Raw genomic sequence first — 16,327 nt, forward strand, 5'->3', positions numbered from 1 at the left:
GGATGATCTCGGTCAGCAATTCCGCGGCGGAACCGGCCATGTCAACGCTCCTCGTTGGTCCTCATCAGGTGAAACGAACAAGTGAAGCGTGCCCTATTCACTTGGTTCCGCGCAGCGTTTTCGGTGAAAAAGTGAACAGAAGCACGAAGGCCGCGCCCCATCGGGACGCGGCCTCCGCAACTGGCGACTACAGGTACTGACCGGTGTTGGACTCGGTGTCGATCGCCCGGCTGGCCGAGGCGTTCTTGCCAGTGACGAGCGTACGGATGTAGACGATCCGCTCGCCCTTCTTGCCCGAGATCCTGGCCCAGTCATCGGGATTGGTGGTGTTGGGCAGGTCCTCGTTCTCGGCGAACTCGTCGACGATCGAGTCGAACAGGTGCTGGATCCGCAGACCCGGGTTACCCGTGTCGAGCACCGACTTGATCGCGTACTTCTTCGCCCGGTCGACGATGTTCTGGATCATCGCGCCGGAGTTGAAGTCCTTGAAGTACAGGACTTCCTTGTCACCGTTGGCGTAGGTGACCTCGAGGAAACGGTTGTCGTCGCTCTCGGCGTACATCCGCTCGACGACCTTCTCGATCATCGCCTCGACGCACGCCTGCTTGTCGCCGTCGAACTCGCGCAGATCGCTCTCGTGCAGCGGCAGCGTCTCGGTGAGGTACTTCGAGAAGATGTCCTGCGCCGACTCCGCGTCGGGCCGCTCGATCTTGATCTTCACATCGAGACGACCGGGCCGCAGGATCGCGGGATCGATCATGTCCTCGCGATTGGACGCACCGATCACGATGACGTTCTCGAGCCCTTCCACACCGTCGATCTCCGAAAGCAGCTGCGGCACAACGGTGGTCTCCACATCGGAGGAGACACCGGAGCCACGGGTGCGGAAGATCGAGTCCATCTCGTCGAAGAACACGATCACCGGCGTGCCCTCGGAGGCCTTCTCACGCGCCCGCTGGAAGATGATCCGGATGTGGCGCTCGGTCTCGCCGACGAACTTGTTGAGCAGCTCGGGGCCCTTGATGTTGAGGAAGAACGACTTGGCTTCCTTGGCATCCTGACCACGGGATTCGGCGATCTTCTTGGCGAGGGAGTTGGCCACCGCCTTGGCGATCAGCGTCTTACCGCACCCGGGCGGACCGTAGAGCAGCACACCCTTGGGCGGGCGAAGCGCGTACTCGCGGAACAGATCCTTGTGCAGGAACGGCAGTTCCACGGCGTCGCGGATCTGCTCGATCTGTCGGCCGAGACCACCGATGTCGGTGTAGTCGACGTCGGGAACCTCTTCCAGCACAAGGTCTTCGACCTCGGCCTTGGGGACCCGCTCGAACGCGAAGCCCGCTTTGGAGTCCACCAGCAGCGAATCACCGGGGCGCAGTTTGCGAATCGGCTGATCGGGGTCTGCCATATCGTCGTATTCGGCGATCTTGGACAGCGGGCCGGACAGCCACACCACGCGCTCTTCGTCGGCGTGGCCGACCACGAGCGCGCGCCTGCCGTCGTCGAGAATCTCACGCAGCGTGCCGATTTCGCCGATGGCGTCGAAATTTCCGGCCTCGACGACGGTGAGTGCCTCGTTGAGGCGAACGGTCTGGCCGTATTCCAGTGCGTCGGCGTCGATATTGGGCGAGCAGGTGAGGCGCATCTTGCGACCGGAGGTGAAGACGTCGACCGTCTGATCCTCGTAGGCGTGGATGACGATGCCGTAGCCGCTCGGCGGCTGGCCGAGGCGATCGACTTCCTCGCGCAACGCGATCAGCTGCTGGCGCGCTTCTTTGAGCGTGTCCATCAACTTGCCGTTGCGGATGGTCAGCGAATCGATCCTGGCTTCCAATTCGCGTGCGCGATCCGGCGAATCGGCGAGTTGCCTGCGAAGAGCAGCCGACTCGGCGCGTACCGCCTCGAGCTCTCGCCAGGCCGCCGAATCCGAATTCTCGTTGGGGCTCATGATGCTGCTCCTCCCAGTCCCGGTCTATCAACGCTACCGGGCGCGGTCCGTTCTCGCTTTCCGACATGGTTTCGTCGTGATCACATCTTGTACGGTCGGTACGACATCAACCACATAATCACACCTGTTAGGCTCCCCTAACACCCCGTACGGGGCACTCGCCCACCGAGTCGAAAGGTTTGCTGAGCATGCACCTTCCTCCCCGCACGATCCGTGTCACCGTCGCCACCGCCGCCGCGGCGCTCGCCGTCACCGTCGGACTGACCGGTTGCGGTTCCGACGATTCCTCGACGAATGCCACCACGAGCAGTACCAGCATCTCGGCCGCTCCGTCCAGCGTTTCGGGAACTCCGACTCCTTCCGGTGACAACACCGCGGCCCCCACCGCCGATTCCCTGAAGGCGACGCTGATCGAGTTCGCCGATCCCGGCGTATCCACCGACGACAAGGCGAAACTGATCGTCGGCGGCGACGCGCACAAGTCCAACATCGACCAGATGAACGGCATGCTCGCCGGCTACACCCTGACTTTCGCGGTCGACAACGTCGCCACCAGCGGTAACACCGCCACCGCCGATGTGACGATCACCTCCCCGCACGGCACGGCCCCGTCGTTCCCGATGACCTGGGAGCAGGATGGTGGCAGCTGGAAGATGTCGAACACGAGCGGCTGCCTGTTGCTCGGCTTCGCGCAAGCTCCCTGCACGCCCGCCTGACGGATCGGCCTCGTCTGAACGGTCCGCGAGTACCGCCGGAGCCGGAGAGCCGCTCTGCGGGGCACGGAGCCCACCAAGATCACCGCTGTACCTCCTCGACCACCGTTGCGCCGCGGGCGGTGGTCGATTCGGCACTCCCGATCGCATCCGCACACTCGAGTAGTCCCCCCCGGCGACCGGGTAGTTCCGCGCTGGGAGTGTGCGGCGAATTCTGCGATCGTCTGTGCCATGAGTGTTGTTCCCAGCGTCGCGGTGGTGTCCGCGAGCACTCCGGCCGATCGTGACCGGTTCCTGGATCTGCTGCGTATCGCGTCGCTGGTGATCGTCGTCGCGGGGCACTGCCTGATGCTGACCGTGACAGCGTCCGGCACCGAGGTGCATTTCGGCAATGTGCTCGCTGACCTGCCGATATTGCAGCCGCTCACCTGGGTGCTGCAGGTGCTTCCACTGTTCTTCTTCGCCGGGGTGGCCGCCGGGGCGCGCGGCGTCAGGCCCGGGACGTCATGGGGCGCTTGGCTTTTCCGGCGTACCCAGCGGCTGGTGCGACCGCTCGGCTACTTCGTGGCGGCCTCGGCGGTGCTGCTGGTGGTGGCCGATCTCGTGCTCGCGCCGGGCTGGCATCGTCCGCTCGCGGTGACGAGTGTGCAGCTGCTGTGGTTTCTCGGGATGTATCTGGCGGTGCTGGCGTGTGTGCCGGTGCTGGCGGCGCTCGTCACCAGTGGTCGCCGGCTGTTCGTCGTGGTGGCGGTGATCGTGAGCGTCATCGCGGTCGTCGACGCGGTGCGGCTCACAGGCGGCCCCGCTGAGCTCGGCTATCTGAATTTCATCGGCTGGCTGGTGCCCGCGGCGCTCGGAATCGGCTATCTGCGCGAACTGCTGTCCCGGCGAACCGCCGCGGTACTCGCCTGCGCGGTGCTGGTCATCGATGTGGCGCTCGTGCTGGTCGGACCGTACGAGGCGAGCCTGGTCACCGTGCCTGGTCAGCGACTGTCGAATCTGGCGCCGCCGTCGCTGCTGCTGGCCGGGCACGCGGTGATGCTGTGCTGCGCGGCCGTCGCCGTGGCGCCCCGGCTGCGCAGGCTCGCCACCCGCCCGCGGGTCTGGTGGTTGACGGTCATCGGCAACACCGGCGCCATGACGCTGTACCTGTGGCACATGCCCGCGCTGCTCACCGTGCTCGTGCTCAGCCATCTGGCCGGACTCGACCGCACGACACCCGCCGAGCCTGGATTCTGGCTGCTCACCGCGGTGCAGCTCGCCGCCACCGCCGCGCTGACCGGTGTGCTGTTCCTGACGTTGCGCGGCCTGGAGAACACTCCGCTGCGCTGGTGGGACGGCCCGGTGGCCGCGGTGCGCGGGGTCAGGTCGGCCGCCGTCGTACTCGCCGTGATCGCGGCCGGGCTCGCGATCCTGCAAGCCACCCGCTGGGGACTCACCCCGGACGGTCGGGCGTGGTTCGCAGGCGGCGCGGCAGCGTTGCTCGCCGCCCGCCTGCTCACCCGCGCGTAACGTCAGCCCTTGGACGGACGCCGCTGCGGCTTGGGCGTGACGGTGCCCTCGGCCAGGCGCCGCGCGCTCACCAGGAACGCGGTGTGGCCCTGCATCCGGTGCTCAGGCCGCACCGCAAGACCGACGACGTGCCAGCCACGCACCATCGACTCCCACGAACGCGGTTCGGTCCAGCATTCCTGCTCGCGCAGCGCCTCGACCACCTTGGACAGCTGGGTGACGGTGGCGACGTAAACCACCAGCACACCACCCGGAACCAAGGCCTTCGACACCGCGGGCAACGCGTCCCACGGCGCGAGCATGTCGAGCACCACACGGTCGACCGGCTCGCCCTCGTAGGCGGCCACATCGGCGATCGTGATCGACCAGTTCGGCGGACGTTCACCGAAGAACGTCTCCACATTGCGGACGGCGTGCTCGGCGTGGTCGTCGCGGATCTCGTACGAGATCACTTCGCCCTCGGGCCCGACGGCACGCAGCAGCGAGCAGGTCAGCGCGCCCGATCCGGCGCCGGCTTCCAGCACGCGCGCACCAGGGAACACATCGCCCTCGTGCACGATCTGGGCGGCGTCCTTGGGATAGATGACAGCCGCACCGCGTGGCATCGACAGCACGTAGTCGGTGAGCAACGGCCGAAGGGCCAGATACGGGGTGCCGTTGACCGACTTCGCCACGGTGCCCTCGTCCTTGCCGATGAGGTCGTCGTGCTTGATGCCGCCGCGATGGGTATGGAATTCCTTACCCTCTTCCAGCACCACCGTGAACAGGCGTCCCTTACCGTCGGTCAGCTGCACGCGGTCCCCGATAGCGAATGGACCGGTTCGTCTGGCCGTCATGAATCTCCTTCTTCGAGTGGACCCATCAGCCTGCCAGGCGCGGCGATTCCCGCGCTCGACGGGTCAGCTGTTTCACCGCAGCCAACGCCCGGTCTGGCTCGGTCAGCGAGCGCGGCCACCGTGACCGGTCCCGTCTCGCGCTATCGTGTCGGTGGTTGCGGTTAACCTGCGAAATATGTCAGCGCCCTTGTCCGTGCCTCTGCCCGATGACACCGCCGACGCGCCGGTACATCGGTCGCGTCCGGCGTTGTCGCCCTCGCGGGCAAGCGATTTCAAGCAGTGCCCGTTGAAGTACCGGTTGCGGGCGATCGATCGGGTGCCGGAACCGCCGTCGCGGGCCGCGGTGCGTGGGACCGTGGTGCACGCGGTGCTGGAAGACCTGTTCGTGTTGCCCGCGGCCGAGCGTCAGCCCGAGCGCGCGGCGGAGTTGGTGCCCGCAGCGTGGGAGCGGGTGCGGGCCGAGCGCGACGGGGTGGACGAACTCGTCGCCGCCGACGGGCCGCAGGCACTGTTCGACGAGGTGCGAAAGCTGGTCGCGAGCTACTACGAGCTCGAGGACCCGCGGCGGTTCGAGCCACACGCGCTGGAGGAACGGGTCGAGGTCGACCTCGACGGTGATATTCCGCTGCGCGGTTTCGTCGACCGAATCGATTTGGCGCCCAACGGCTTACTGCGCGTTGTCGACTACAAGACCGGTCGCTCGCCGGGCCCCCTGCACGAAGCGCGCGCCCTGTTCCAGCTCAAGTTCTATGCCCTGATGATCCTGCGGACCCGCGACATCGTCCCGGCCCAGCTGCGCCTGATCTATCTGGCCGACAAGAACATCCTCACCTACACCCCCGACCGCGAGGAATTGGACCGCTTCCAGCGCATTCTCACCGCACTCTGGCAAGCCATCACCGACGCGGGCAGAACCGGTGACTTCCCGCCGACCCGCAACTCGATGTGCAAATTCTGCGATTTCAAACCCCTGTGCCCCGAATACGGCGGCACGCCACCGCCCTACCCGGGCTGGCCCGTGCAAGCCCCAGTCCCTGCCGATCTGGTGACAGAACGCCTCCCCGAAGACGTGTGACCGCTGAACTGCTCGCATCGGCACATCGATTCGAGGGAGTCCGGTTAAGCTGCGAACACCCTATGCAACTCGTTGAATATGAGGTGAGCTGACAGATGCATCCTTTCCGCGCGGCGGTCGAAGCACGCGACGTTGTGGCCATCGAGGCACTGCTGGCCGAGAATGTGGTCTTCACCAGCCCGGTCGCCTTCCAGCCCTATCCCGGCAAGGCCATCACCGCGGCCATCTTGCGTGCGGTACTCCGCGTGTTCGAGGACTTCCACTACGTGCGTGAGATCGGCGAGGGACGCGATCACGCCCTCGTGTTCGAGGCCACCGTGGACGGCAAGCACCTCACCGGGTGCGATTTCGTCCACCTCGACGAGGACGGAAAGATCGACGAATTGATGGTGATGGTCCGCCCGCTGTCGGCCGCGACGGCCCTGGCCGCGCGGATGGGCGAGCAGTTCGACCGGATCAAGGCTGAGGCGACCGCGAGCAGCCGGGCCGATTCCTGAGGCTGCTCGCGGCGGGCACTCAGACCGCGAAGTCGCGGAACAGCAGTACCGAGAGACCGAGGCCGACAGCCAGATTGACGACTACCGCCGAACCGAAGACCACGATCGGCCGCCACCCCGCTTCCCGCAGGCCACGCAGCGAGAACTCCAGACCGATGGAGACGAAGGCCAGGATCAGGAACCAGGTGCGCAAGTCGTTGATGACCGCGATGTGCGCGGCGCCGGTCTTCTTGTCCACCGACTGCAGATAGAGCGTGCCGATGATCGACGCCACGATGAAACCGAGGACGAATTTCGGGAACCTGGACCAGAATTCGCCGATGCTCGGCCGCGCGGCGCCCTCGGTCCGATCCACCCGGAACGCGAACCACGCGGTGAGCGCGATCGCGACGAGCCCGATCAGCGCGTTCTGCGTGGTCTTGACGATCGTGGCGATCTGCAGCGACTCCTCCCCCGCCAGCGCACCCGCGGCCGCCACCGCGGCGGTGGTGTCGATATTGCCCCCGATCCACGCGCCGGCCACCGCATCGGAGAGCCCGAAAACATCAGCGAGCCAAGGCAACAGGAAGATCGACGGCAACGCGAAGATGATCACCAGCGACGCGACATAGGCGATCTGTTCCCGCCGCGCCTGCACCGCCCCCGCCGCCGCGATAGCCGCGCTCACCCCACAGATCGACACCGCCGACGACAGCAGCGCCCGCAGCTTGTCATCGAGCCCGAGCACCCCACCGAACCACCAGGTGAACCCGAAAACGATGGTGATCAACGCCAGCGCCTGCACGATCGACGGCGCGGCGGCCGTCACCAAGATCTTCAGATTGATCGAAGCACCGAGCAGCACCACCCCGGTCTTGATGAAGAACTCGGTCCGAAACCCGGCCGAAAGTCGTTCCCGCAGACCGAGTCTGCCCAACACCACATTGCCGGCGAGCCCGATCGCGATGGCATATACCGGGTACTCGACCGACTTCGCCACCCGTTTCAACGGAGTGCCGGCTACCCACTGCGGCACCTGGGTGTCGAAGAACCGCGTCAGTGCCCCGAGCGCGAGCACGACCAGAATGCCCGCCACGATGTCGGTCGCCGTCGGCCGCGAATTCGCCTGCAGCGCCGCGGTTTCCGTCGTGGTTTTCGATTCGGCCATCACGGCACCAGCCAATCGGGAATCGCCCCGACCAGAACCAGTCCGATCAGGACGAGCCCGACGACAGTGGCCAGCCAGTCTTCGTTCCAGCTGAATGCGCTACCCGGCCGCGGCTCGGGCTGTATCTGCGACACGACGACTCCTTGCGTTCCTCTCGGGAAACGCAAGGTAGCAACGGGACCGCGCGAGTACACCGATTGCACTCACCCTGAATCAATCGTCGCGGTCGCGGCCGGGGTGCCGCGCGGGAACTACCGCAGGCGGCGTTCCTCTTCCGCTTCCAGCCGGCGCCGCTCCTCTTCGCGCTCGACCTGCTCCTTCTCGATCTTTTCCTCGTGCTCGTCCTTGTTCGACATGTTCGCCCCGATCATGGATTGTCCGGAGAAATCTGCCGTCCAGCCTACTCGCGGCGCAAGGCCGAGCGCCGGTGTCGACCCGGCACGCACGGTGACGGCGCAGGCCCCCGATGTTCCGGGTCTCCCTGGAGCACCGCATCCTCCGTAGTATGCGGGTCGAGTACCACCAGCTAATCCGCACGGCGAGGAGACATGATGAACCGCAGCCTGTCCAGGACCGTCGCCGCCGCCGGTATCGCGCTCGCGATGGGAATCTGTCCGGCCGTCGCCTCGGCGACAGCGCCGACCGGCGCCCAGCCCATCATCGTCGGCATGCCGACGGCACCGTTCGACCCGCACTGCCCCCTGTGCTTCGTGCGTGAGGCGCTCGAAAGTCTCTCCGCGGCGTAAACACATCTGCCCCGACTTCCTCTGCTTTCCGAGTGCGGAAACGTGCCAGTAGAATGCCGGGCGAGGGTGAAAGCGAGTGCGGCACAGCGGGGAGGCTGATTCGATGTCCGACGGCGACGGCCGCGAGCGCCTCCGCGCTGAGATCGCTGCGTTCTATGCGGGATTCGGGCAGCCGACGGCCTTGCGTGCCGCGTTCCGGCAGGCCGCGCTCCTCGTTCCGTTGACAGCCGATGATCATGTCTTCTTCTCGCAGGTGGGTGGCGTCGACTGGTTGTGCACCTTCACCAGCATCGAGGAGTACGCCCGATTCATGGCGACTCGCGGTCAGCTACAGGACGGCGGCGTTGACGCGAACCGCGAGTACCGCCACCACTGGCTGTTCGGCTGGCGACTGCAGGAATACGTCGAGTCCCGCGCCGAACCCGCCGGAATCACGATCGACATCGTGGGTTCGGCACCGATGGCGTTTCCACCGGACGTCGCCGGGTAATTCAACTGATTTCGGGAGGGGAGCGCGATGACGAAACTCGAGGTCGATCCGTCGGTCCTGCAGCAAGCCGCGAAGGGCATCGAGGACACCATCGGTCAACTGTCGGAGTTGGGAATCGGCGAGACAGGCAATATGGGCCGGGGCTTCGCGCTGCTCACACTCTCGACCCTGGAGGCCGGCAAACACACGGTGCAGAAGACTTTCGAGGAGTTCACCGAACGGTGGTCCTGGGGCGTGCGCGCGCTGGTCCAAGGAGGAAACTCGATCGCGCGGACTCTCGGTTTGGCCGCAGGTCGTTATGACGAAATGGATGCCAAGGCCAACGGCACGCTCAAGAAGATGTGGACGCACATGGCCGGCAATCCGCATCTGTCCGACGAGGAGATCACCCAGCGTTCCTGGGGCGATACCTTCGCCGACAACTCCTTCAATCACATCCGCAACGCGGACTACAGCATGAAGTCGTTTCAGGACGCCAACCAGACCATTCAGACCAATATGAAGGTCGTCGAGGCGGTCGGTCCGCAAGCGCTGGCGAATGTGAGCCCGGTGAGCGGTCTCGTCAGCGGTGAAACGCCGGGTTGGAACACCGGTGCCGCCCAGCGGGCGGGCGAGATCATGAAACAGGGGCAAGGGGGGCAGTAGTCCGTGGGAATCGGCGACTTCATCGACAAAGTCGGAAGCGCGATCGAGGACGGTGTCGAGGATCTCGTCGAGGGTGCCGGGCAGGTCATCGATGACGGCCTGGACATGGTCGGTGACGCGGCCGGGTATGTCGGGCTGGACAGTGTCGACGACGCACTCGACGACCTGGGCGACAATATCGCCGCCGCGACCGGCGGCGATGTCGAAGAGGAAGAACTCGGCCAGACCGAGGACCCCAAGGAGCTGATCCTGGGTGAGCCGTCCGAAATCGGTTCCACCGCCGAGACATTGAAGAAGATGGCCGCGGCGATCGAGTCGACCGGTCAGGCGTTGCAGAAGATCGACGCGGCCGCATGGACCGGCAAGGGCGCGGACGCGTTCAACGAGGTCTATGACAAACAGCCGAAACTCTGGTTCGACGGCGGCGATGCCATGACGGCGGCGGCGGGCGCCCTGGAGGCGTGGCAGAACGAGGTCAAGACCGCACAGGACAAGGCGGGCACTGCCATCGAACGATGGAAGGCCGCCCACGCCGAGGAAGTCCGGCAGAAGAACTGGTGGAACTCGCTGACCGGCGAGCAGCAAGCACAGAATCCGCTGGTCGACACCTGGACATCCCTGCGCAACGAAGCGCGAGAGATCCTGCGGGGCGCCCGGATTCAACGTGACAACGGGGCGTCGATCGCCGACGGTGCGCTGGCCGCGGCTACCGAGAAGGCGCCGAAGGAACCCCCTTTCAGCGAACGGTGGATCGCCAATATCTCCGATCTCGGTGGCGTACTCGAGCACGGAGCGCTGAATTTCTCCGCCGGGTTGCTGACCAGCCTGACCGGGCTCGTGCAGTTCGTGCGCCAGGTGAATCCGACCGATATCTACAACATCACCCACCCGGCTGATTACGTCGAAGGGCTGTCCAATCTCGGTACCGGACTCGTTGTCGCCGTGGCGGATCCCGGCGCGACCGTCGACGCGATCCTGAAGGATGCCAGGGCAAACCCGTTCGAGTTCGTCGGTGCGCTCACCGGCGATGCGCTGCTCACCGCCGCCACCGGTGGTGGGGGTAGCGCGAAAGTCGCCATCAGTGCATTGAAGAAGGTCACCGACGCGGGCAGAAGACTTCCCGACGGCGGTTCCGGTCCGAGCCCGCACAACCCGAGCTCGCACCGTCAGAACCCAACCGGCGAAGGCGCCCCGACCAGGCATAACGACCCGACGGGGCAGACCGGCGAACGACAAGGCGCCGGCCTTCCGGATTCCGATCGAGGGCCCGCCCCGGAAGGACGCCCGATCGAGGGTGCACCGCAACGAGAAGCACCGACCCAGCGAACCGAGGACACCGGCGACGCATACTCGCCGACATCGGACCACACTGAGCCGCGGCACTCCGAGCCGCCGGCGCGCACGGAGCGCGACGAGCCGTCGACCCCCACCGAAACCCCCAGCAGCACACCCGATCCCGAACCCACCCGACAGTCCGAGCCCACGCCGACACCGGACCGCACCCCCGATGCCGACCCACCAACGAGCCGGCCGGAACCGCGTCCGGAAGCGGCAGCCACATCAACCACTGACTCGACGCCCAACCAACGCGCAGATCAAACACCGGCTCAGCAGACCGACCACACACCGACCCAACGCACCGACCCGACCCTCGACCAGCAAACCGATCGCACCCCAACCCAACGCACCGACCCAACGCCCACCCAGCAGACCGACCCAACGCCCACCCAGCAGACCGATCACACACCAACCCAACGCACCGACCCGACGCCAGCCCAGCAGACCGACCACACACCAACCCAACGCACCGATCCGGCGTCGACGCACCAGACGAACCCGGATTCACCAGCGACTCCGCACGGGGACTCGCCCCGCTCGCAGGCGGATTCCGACACCACGCCGCACACGGATCAGGACACTGACCCGACGCAACACCGCGATCCCGACCGCACACCGCGCGAGGACAGCTCGGCGCCGGAAACCCGGCTGAACCTCACCGGGGACCGAACGCCGCACACGAACGACGCCCCGGCCGACGTCGACACCCGACCGACCGGGCACCCGGATCCGACGCCACAGACCTCGAGCCCCACCACACCTGTCGCAGGCTGGCAACCCGGTCACAGCACCAATCCCGACAACAGCCCCGCACACCGACCGACCCCCGACGCACAGCCAGCGCGGACCCATCCCGGGGCCACGCCGTCCCACCCGCCGCAATCACCCCGCGGCGATTCGATACCACAACGGCCACACCACGATCCAGGCACAGGACCGCGGAAATCCCCGGACTCGCCACGCGCCGGCGCGGCGCCCGACCCGGCCGTGCGCGCGAACGGACACTCGCCACTTACCGCCGGACCCCACCCGGACTCGCCGACCAGGTCGACGCCAGGACACACGCCGGCCCGCGCGGATGCCGAAGCCCCTGCCCGCCCACACCCCGATTCCCACGGCCGAGGACCGGACCACGACCCGGACAAACCCCGCGATCGCACCGACAGACGCTCCCCAGACCATGAACCAGCGCCGAAAGATCGCACGCCCGAACGCGATCCGGCCACACCCACCGACCGCACACCGAACCGGGATTCGAACACTCCCACCGACCGAACGCCACACCGCGACACCGACCCCGATCACGACTCCCCCACCGAGCGCGACCGAGACACCGACAACGATCGCGATACCCCCACCGCGCAAGACCGCGCCGACGGCGACCGCGACGCACACGACGAGGCACGTAAATCCGGCGCCGAACACGATCGGACGCCGGACCAGAAGACCTGCTCCACCGACCCGGTCGACATCAGCACCGGGGAATTCCTGCTCCCCGAAACCGATGTGGAGCTGGCCGGGGTTCTACCGCTGGTGCTGCGGCGGTCCCATCATTCGAATTACCGCTTCGGCCGGTGGTTCGGCCCTTCGTGGTCGGGAACGCTGGATGCCCGGGTTGTCGCCTCGGACGAAGGTGTCACCTTCATCGGCGAAGACGGCATCATGCTGGCCTACCCGCACGCCGAGGCAGGAGAGCCGGTCCGGCCGCTGACCGACGGCCAGGGCTGGTCGTTGACCCGCACCGATGCCGGCGGCTACCGCGTGTGGGATCAACGGCGGGAACTGATCTGGCATTTCGCACCCGAACCGGTTCTCGATGGCCTCGAGGTCATGCTCGGAAACTACGCGGTGTCGGCGATCACCGACCGGCACCACAACCGCATTCGGTTCCACTACGACGCCGACGGCGTTCCGGTCGAGGTCTCACACTCCGGCGGTTACCGGGTCCGGGTCGAAACCGCACACGGCCGGATCACTGGTCTCGCCCTGATCAGCGATGATCCCGAGCTCGGCGAAACGACGATCCCGCTGCGCGAATTCGACTATGCCGCCGGTCAATTGATGGCGGTGACCAACGCCGTCACGGCGACGACATGCTACACCTACGACGCCGAGCACCGGATGACCTCGTGGACCGACTCGAACGGCAATCGGATGGTGAACACCTACGACGAGTCCGGTCGCGTGATCCACCAGCGCGGCAGTGCGGGAATACTCAACTGCGACTTCGACTATGTGGAGTTTCCCGGCGGCGCGGGCAGGCTGACCGCCGTCACCGACTCCATCGGCGCGGTCACGAGCCACGGTTTCGATCGCGATCTGCAGTTGCGCGACCTCGTGACCCCCGATGGTGGCCATTTCCATACCGACTACAACGCCGAACGCAAACCTCTGACCGTCACCGGCCCCGACCCGGCCACCATCACCACCTACCGCTACAACGGCGCGGGTGATCCGGTGGAAATCACTCGGCCCGACGGTGTCTCGATCGACTACGAGTACACCTGGCGGAACCGGCCGACCACGATCACCACGGCAGACGGTGCGGTGCACCGGCGTGAATGGTCCGACAACGGCGACCTGACCGCCGCCATCGACCCCTCCGGATCTCGCACCGAGTTCACTTTTCACCGATCCGGGGCGCTGGCAAGCGTCCTGGCCGAGGGCGTACGAACCACCGTCGACGTCGACGCCGCCGGGTTGCCGATCGCCCTGGTCGATCCGCTCGGCGCGACCACGCGCATCGAACGCGATGCCGCGGGGCGTCCCGTGCGCACGGTCGATCCCGCCGGTGCGGTCACCCTGTACCAATGGTCACCGGCCGGAAACCTGCTTCGCAGAACAGAACCCGACGGTCGCCACGAATCGTGGGCCTATGACGGCGAAGGCAACCTCGTCGCCCACACCGATCCCGCGGGTGGGGTCACCGAATACTCCTACGGCGCGTTCGATCTGCTCGAATCACGCACCGACTCGGACGGATCGATCACCCGCTACGGATGGGACACCGAACGGCGCCTCACCGCCGTCCGCAATCCGCTCGGCCAGACCTGGACCTACGCGTACGACACGGCGGGACGCCTGATCGCCGAAACCGATTACGGCGCAGCGACTACCACCTACACCTGGGACTCGGCAGGACGGATCGCCACCGTCACCCCGGCGACCGGGGTCACCCGCAGGCACCGGTACGACATTCTGGGCAGGCGCACCGAGATGGTCACCGACGACGGTGACCTGATCCGATACACCTACGACCAGGCGGGTCGAATCCGCACCGCACGCACCGGAAACGGTGCGGCGCGGGGCCACACCGTCGAATACACCTACGGCCCCACCGGCCTGCTCGAGTCCGAGCAGGTCGATGCCCGGCCGCCGATGCGGTTCACCTACGACCAGCACGGCCGCCGCATCGGCCGCACCAGCCCGACCGGTGCGGAAACCAGCTGGCATCACGACCTGGCGGGCCGGGTCGACCGCATCGGCATCGGCACTCACGACGTCACCTTCGAATACGACCTCGCCGGTCACCTCACGTGCTGGCGCACCGGCGAGATCGCGGTCAACCGCCAGGTCACCGCGCTCGGACAGCTCCTCGGACAGGAGGTGACCGCGTTCCCCGCCCGCCTCGTGTCGCTCGACCTCGACCGACCCGCGCGCCCGGCCCCACGCCGGGTGCGCCGCGACGAATTCCTGTACCGCGCAGACGGATACCTCACTTCGCACACCACCGCCCGCCCGAATGCCCCCGCCCTGCACCGCGACTACGCACTCGATACCAGAGGCCGGATCACAACCGTCGCGCACAACGACCATCCGGCCGAGCGCTACAGCTACGACCCGCTCGGCAACATCACCGCGGGAGCGCAATCCGCGGCCCCGCCCACCCTCCGTACGTATCGCGACAACCTGCTGATCCACGACACCCGCAGCCGCTACGACTACGACCGCGCGGGCCGCCTCATCCGCAAGACCGCAGGCGAACACACCTGGCATTACCGCTACAACAGCTTCGACCAGCTCATCGACGTCTACACCCCCGACCGCCAGTGGTGGCACTACACCTACGACGCCCTCGGCCGCCGCACCACCAAACAACACCTGACCGACGACGGCACCGTCCTCGAACGCATCGACTTCACCTGGGACGACACCCGCCTGATCGAAAGCACCACGGCGACAACAACAACCCGCTGGGACTACCAACCCGGCACCCATACCCCTCTCACCCAGTCGATCGACCGACCGACCTCCGCCGAGTTCTGCGCGATCATCACCGACCTCGTCGGCACACCCACCGAACTCATCGACCCCACCACCGCCGAACCCACCGCGACCGCCACCACAACCCTCTGGGGCCACACCACCTGGCACGGCACGACCAGCACCCCGCTGCGCTTCCCCGGCCAATTCCACGACCCCGAATCCGACCTGCACGACAACCTCCACCGCGTCTACAACCCCCACACCGCCCGCTACCTCACCCGGGACCCGCTCGGCCTCACCCCCGCACCCAACCCCCACACCTACCCCCACAACCCCCGAACCTGGCGCGACCCCCTCGGCCTGATCCCGGACGAGTGCAAAGACCCAACGCCCGATCCCGACGGCGACCGCACCCCCGACCCGCACTCCGTCACCCCGCCCGACCCCACACCGGCGCAGCCGACCGTCGATACCGGCCAACTCCCCGTTGCCCCGGAAACGGTCCCCGATCCCAACACCTCGTCGGGCGCCGGCCGAACGGGGACGGGTGACGAGTCGCCAGAAGGACTTCGAGAGCCACTACAGGACGAAATCATCGACGGGCGTCGAACGATCATGGACCAGAACGGAGTGCCACATGTGCTGTCCGACACTCCCGACAACGCCGCATCCGCGGCCGCGCGGGATTTCTTGAACGACGAGCTGGCTCGCACGGGCCGAGCCTACGACCCTCGCACCGGAAATGGATCGCAGGTCTTTTTCCAAGACGACCTCAATCGCTTGATGGAGAAAGGACATATCAACGGCACCGTGACGGGCACTACCGCTGATATGGTCGAGGTAACTTGGCGCAATGGACACATTACCGAGGTCCGTTCGATAGATGCCACCGAATCGTCGGGAATGAATGCCGACAATATTCGGCGAACTCTTATGAACAAGCTCGCCGAGGGGCGTAAATATCAAACCGAACGAGCTATATTCGTAGCCAAGAACGATGAGCAAGCACGCCTGGTCGCGGAAGCAGTGGCTGACGAACCGAGGGTACGAGTAATCAACCCCGCCACCGGATTTGACAGTGGTCCGGGCTGGCAATGACGATGAACCGTTCCGGACCAGATCTCGCAGCGCTGAACATGGAGGACACCCGGTGAGTAGGTTTGCGGAAGTTATC

12 protein-coding genes are annotated in these 16,327 nt (G+C 66.2%); 8 read left to right on the forward strand and 4 right to left on the reverse strand.

Annotated elements, in window-relative coordinates:
- Nucleotides 1-187 precede the first annotated feature (187 nt).
- Nucleotides 188-1,948 carry a proteasome ATPase gene (gene arc, locus ACQHI0_RS15125; protein WP_427908577.1) on the reverse strand — a complete coding sequence of 587 codons (1,761 nt, stop codon included), beginning with the start codon at nucleotides 1,946-1,948 and terminating at the stop codon, nucleotides 188-190.
- Between the two features lie 188 nt (nucleotides 1,949-2,136).
- On the opposite strand from arc, the gene ACQHI0_RS15130 reads away from it, so the two are divergent.
- Nucleotides 2,137-2,664 carry a hypothetical protein gene (locus tag ACQHI0_RS15130; RefSeq protein ID WP_427908578.1) on the forward strand — a complete coding sequence of 176 codons (528 nt, stop codon included), beginning with the start codon at nucleotides 2,137-2,139 and terminating at the stop codon, nucleotides 2,662-2,664.
- Nucleotides 2,665-2,892: 228 nt separating this feature from the next.
- Nucleotides 2,893-4,173, forward strand: coding sequence for an acyltransferase family protein (locus ACQHI0_RS15135; protein ID WP_427908579.1), 1,281 nt, complete (start codon nucleotides 2,893-2,895; stop codon nucleotides 4,171-4,173).
- A 2-nt stretch (nucleotides 4,174-4,175) separates the two neighbouring features.
- Here the strand turns inward: ACQHI0_RS15135 and ACQHI0_RS15140 are convergent, their stop codons facing one another.
- Nucleotides 4,176-5,009, reverse strand: a complete 834-nt coding sequence (locus tag ACQHI0_RS15140; protein ID WP_427908580.1) for a tRNA (adenine-N1)-methyltransferase — start codon at nucleotides 5,007-5,009, stop codon at nucleotides 4,176-4,178.
- Between the two features lie 175 nt (nucleotides 5,010-5,184).
- Here ACQHI0_RS15140 and ACQHI0_RS15145 point away from each other — a divergent pair, with 175 nt between their 5' ends.
- Nucleotides 5,185-6,084, forward strand: coding sequence for a RecB family exonuclease (locus tag ACQHI0_RS15145; RefSeq protein WP_427908581.1), 900 nt, complete (start codon nucleotides 5,185-5,187; stop codon nucleotides 6,082-6,084).
- 95 nt (nucleotides 6,085-6,179) lie between these two features.
- Nucleotides 6,180-6,581 carry a nuclear transport factor 2 family protein gene (locus tag ACQHI0_RS15150; protein ID WP_427908582.1) on the forward strand — a complete coding sequence of 134 codons (402 nt, stop codon included), beginning with the start codon at nucleotides 6,180-6,182 and terminating at the stop codon, nucleotides 6,579-6,581.
- 19 nt (nucleotides 6,582-6,600) lie between these two features.
- On the opposite strand, the gene ACQHI0_RS15155 is transcribed toward ACQHI0_RS15150, so the two are convergent.
- Together ACQHI0_RS15155 and ACQHI0_RS15160 are read right to left on the reverse strand one after the other, a co-directional pair.
- Entirely contained in the window at nucleotides 6,601-7,728 is a 1,128-nt protein-coding gene (locus ACQHI0_RS15155; protein WP_427908583.1) for a YeiH family protein, read from the reverse strand.
- Nucleotides 7,728-7,862 carry a hypothetical protein gene (locus ACQHI0_RS15160; protein ID WP_427908584.1) on the reverse strand — a complete coding sequence of 45 codons (135 nt, stop codon included), beginning with the start codon at nucleotides 7,860-7,862 and terminating at the stop codon, nucleotides 7,728-7,730. Before ACQHI0_RS15160 ends, ACQHI0_RS15155 begins: the two co-directional genes overlap by 1 nt.
- A gap of 417 nt (nucleotides 7,863-8,279) precedes the next feature.
- Between ACQHI0_RS15160 and ACQHI0_RS15165 the strand changes: the two genes are divergently transcribed.
- From ACQHI0_RS15165 to ACQHI0_RS15180, 4 genes are all read left to right on the forward strand, one after another.
- The gene (locus tag ACQHI0_RS15165; RefSeq protein WP_427908585.1) at nucleotides 8,280-8,474 is read left to right on the forward strand and encodes a hypothetical protein; all 195 of its coding nucleotides are present in this window, start codon (nucleotides 8,280-8,282) and stop codon (nucleotides 8,472-8,474) included.
- 103 nt (nucleotides 8,475-8,577) lie between these two features.
- Nucleotides 8,578-8,964 carry a hypothetical protein gene (locus ACQHI0_RS15170; RefSeq protein ID WP_427908586.1) on the forward strand — a complete coding sequence of 129 codons (387 nt, stop codon included), beginning with the start codon at nucleotides 8,578-8,580 and terminating at the stop codon, nucleotides 8,962-8,964.
- A gap of 27 nt (nucleotides 8,965-8,991) precedes the next feature.
- Entirely contained in the window at nucleotides 8,992-9,609 is a 618-nt protein-coding gene (locus ACQHI0_RS15175) for a hypothetical protein (protein ID WP_427908587.1), read from the forward strand.
- Between the two features lie 3 nt (nucleotides 9,610-9,612).
- Nucleotides 9,613-16,251: a putative T7SS-secreted protein gene (locus ACQHI0_RS15180; RefSeq protein WP_427908588.1), complete on the forward strand. Its 6,639-nt coding sequence runs from the start codon at nucleotides 9,613-9,615 to the stop codon at nucleotides 16,249-16,251.
- The last annotated feature ends 76 nt before the right edge of the window (nucleotides 16,252-16,327 follow it).

This window comes from Nocardia sp. FBN12, from assembly GCF_050320175.1.
Classification (GTDB): domain Bacteria; phylum Actinomycetota; class Actinomycetes; order Mycobacteriales; family Mycobacteriaceae; genus Nocardia.

What these genes read in the sequence shown, in the direction of transcription:
- ACQHI0_RS15155 (WP_427908583.1), bottom strand. Translation starts at nt 7,728, where the DNA reads ATGGCCGAATCGAAAACCACGACGGAAACCGCGGCGCTGCAGGCGAAT.
- ACQHI0_RS15130 (WP_427908578.1), top strand. Translation starts at nt 2,137, where the DNA reads ATGCACCTTCCTCCCCGCACGATCCGTGTCACCGTCGCCACCGCCGCC.
- ACQHI0_RS15145 (WP_427908581.1), top strand. Translation starts at nt 5,185, where the DNA reads ATGTCAGCGCCCTTGTCCGTGCCTCTGCCCGATGACACCGCCGACGCG.
- arc (WP_427908577.1), bottom strand. Translation starts at nt 1,948, where the DNA reads ATGAGCCCCAACGAGAATTCGGATTCGGCGGCCTGGCGAGAGCTCGAG.
- ACQHI0_RS15140 (WP_427908580.1), bottom strand. Translation starts at nt 5,009, where the DNA reads ATGACGGCCAGACGAACCGGTCCATTCGCTATCGGGGACCGCGTGCAG.
- ACQHI0_RS15175 (WP_427908587.1), top strand. Translation starts at nt 8,992, where the DNA reads ATGACGAAACTCGAGGTCGATCCGTCGGTCCTGCAGCAAGCCGCGAAG.
- ACQHI0_RS15150 (WP_427908582.1), top strand. Translation starts at nt 6,180, where the DNA reads ATGCATCCTTTCCGCGCGGCGGTCGAAGCACGCGACGTTGTGGCCATC.
- ACQHI0_RS15170 (WP_427908586.1), top strand. Translation starts at nt 8,578, where the DNA reads ATGTCCGACGGCGACGGCCGCGAGCGCCTCCGCGCTGAGATCGCTGCG.
- ACQHI0_RS15135 (WP_427908579.1), top strand. Translation starts at nt 2,893, where the DNA reads ATGAGTGTTGTTCCCAGCGTCGCGGTGGTGTCCGCGAGCACTCCGGCC.
- ACQHI0_RS15165 (WP_427908585.1), top strand. Translation starts at nt 8,280, where the DNA reads ATGAACCGCAGCCTGTCCAGGACCGTCGCCGCCGCCGGTATCGCGCTC.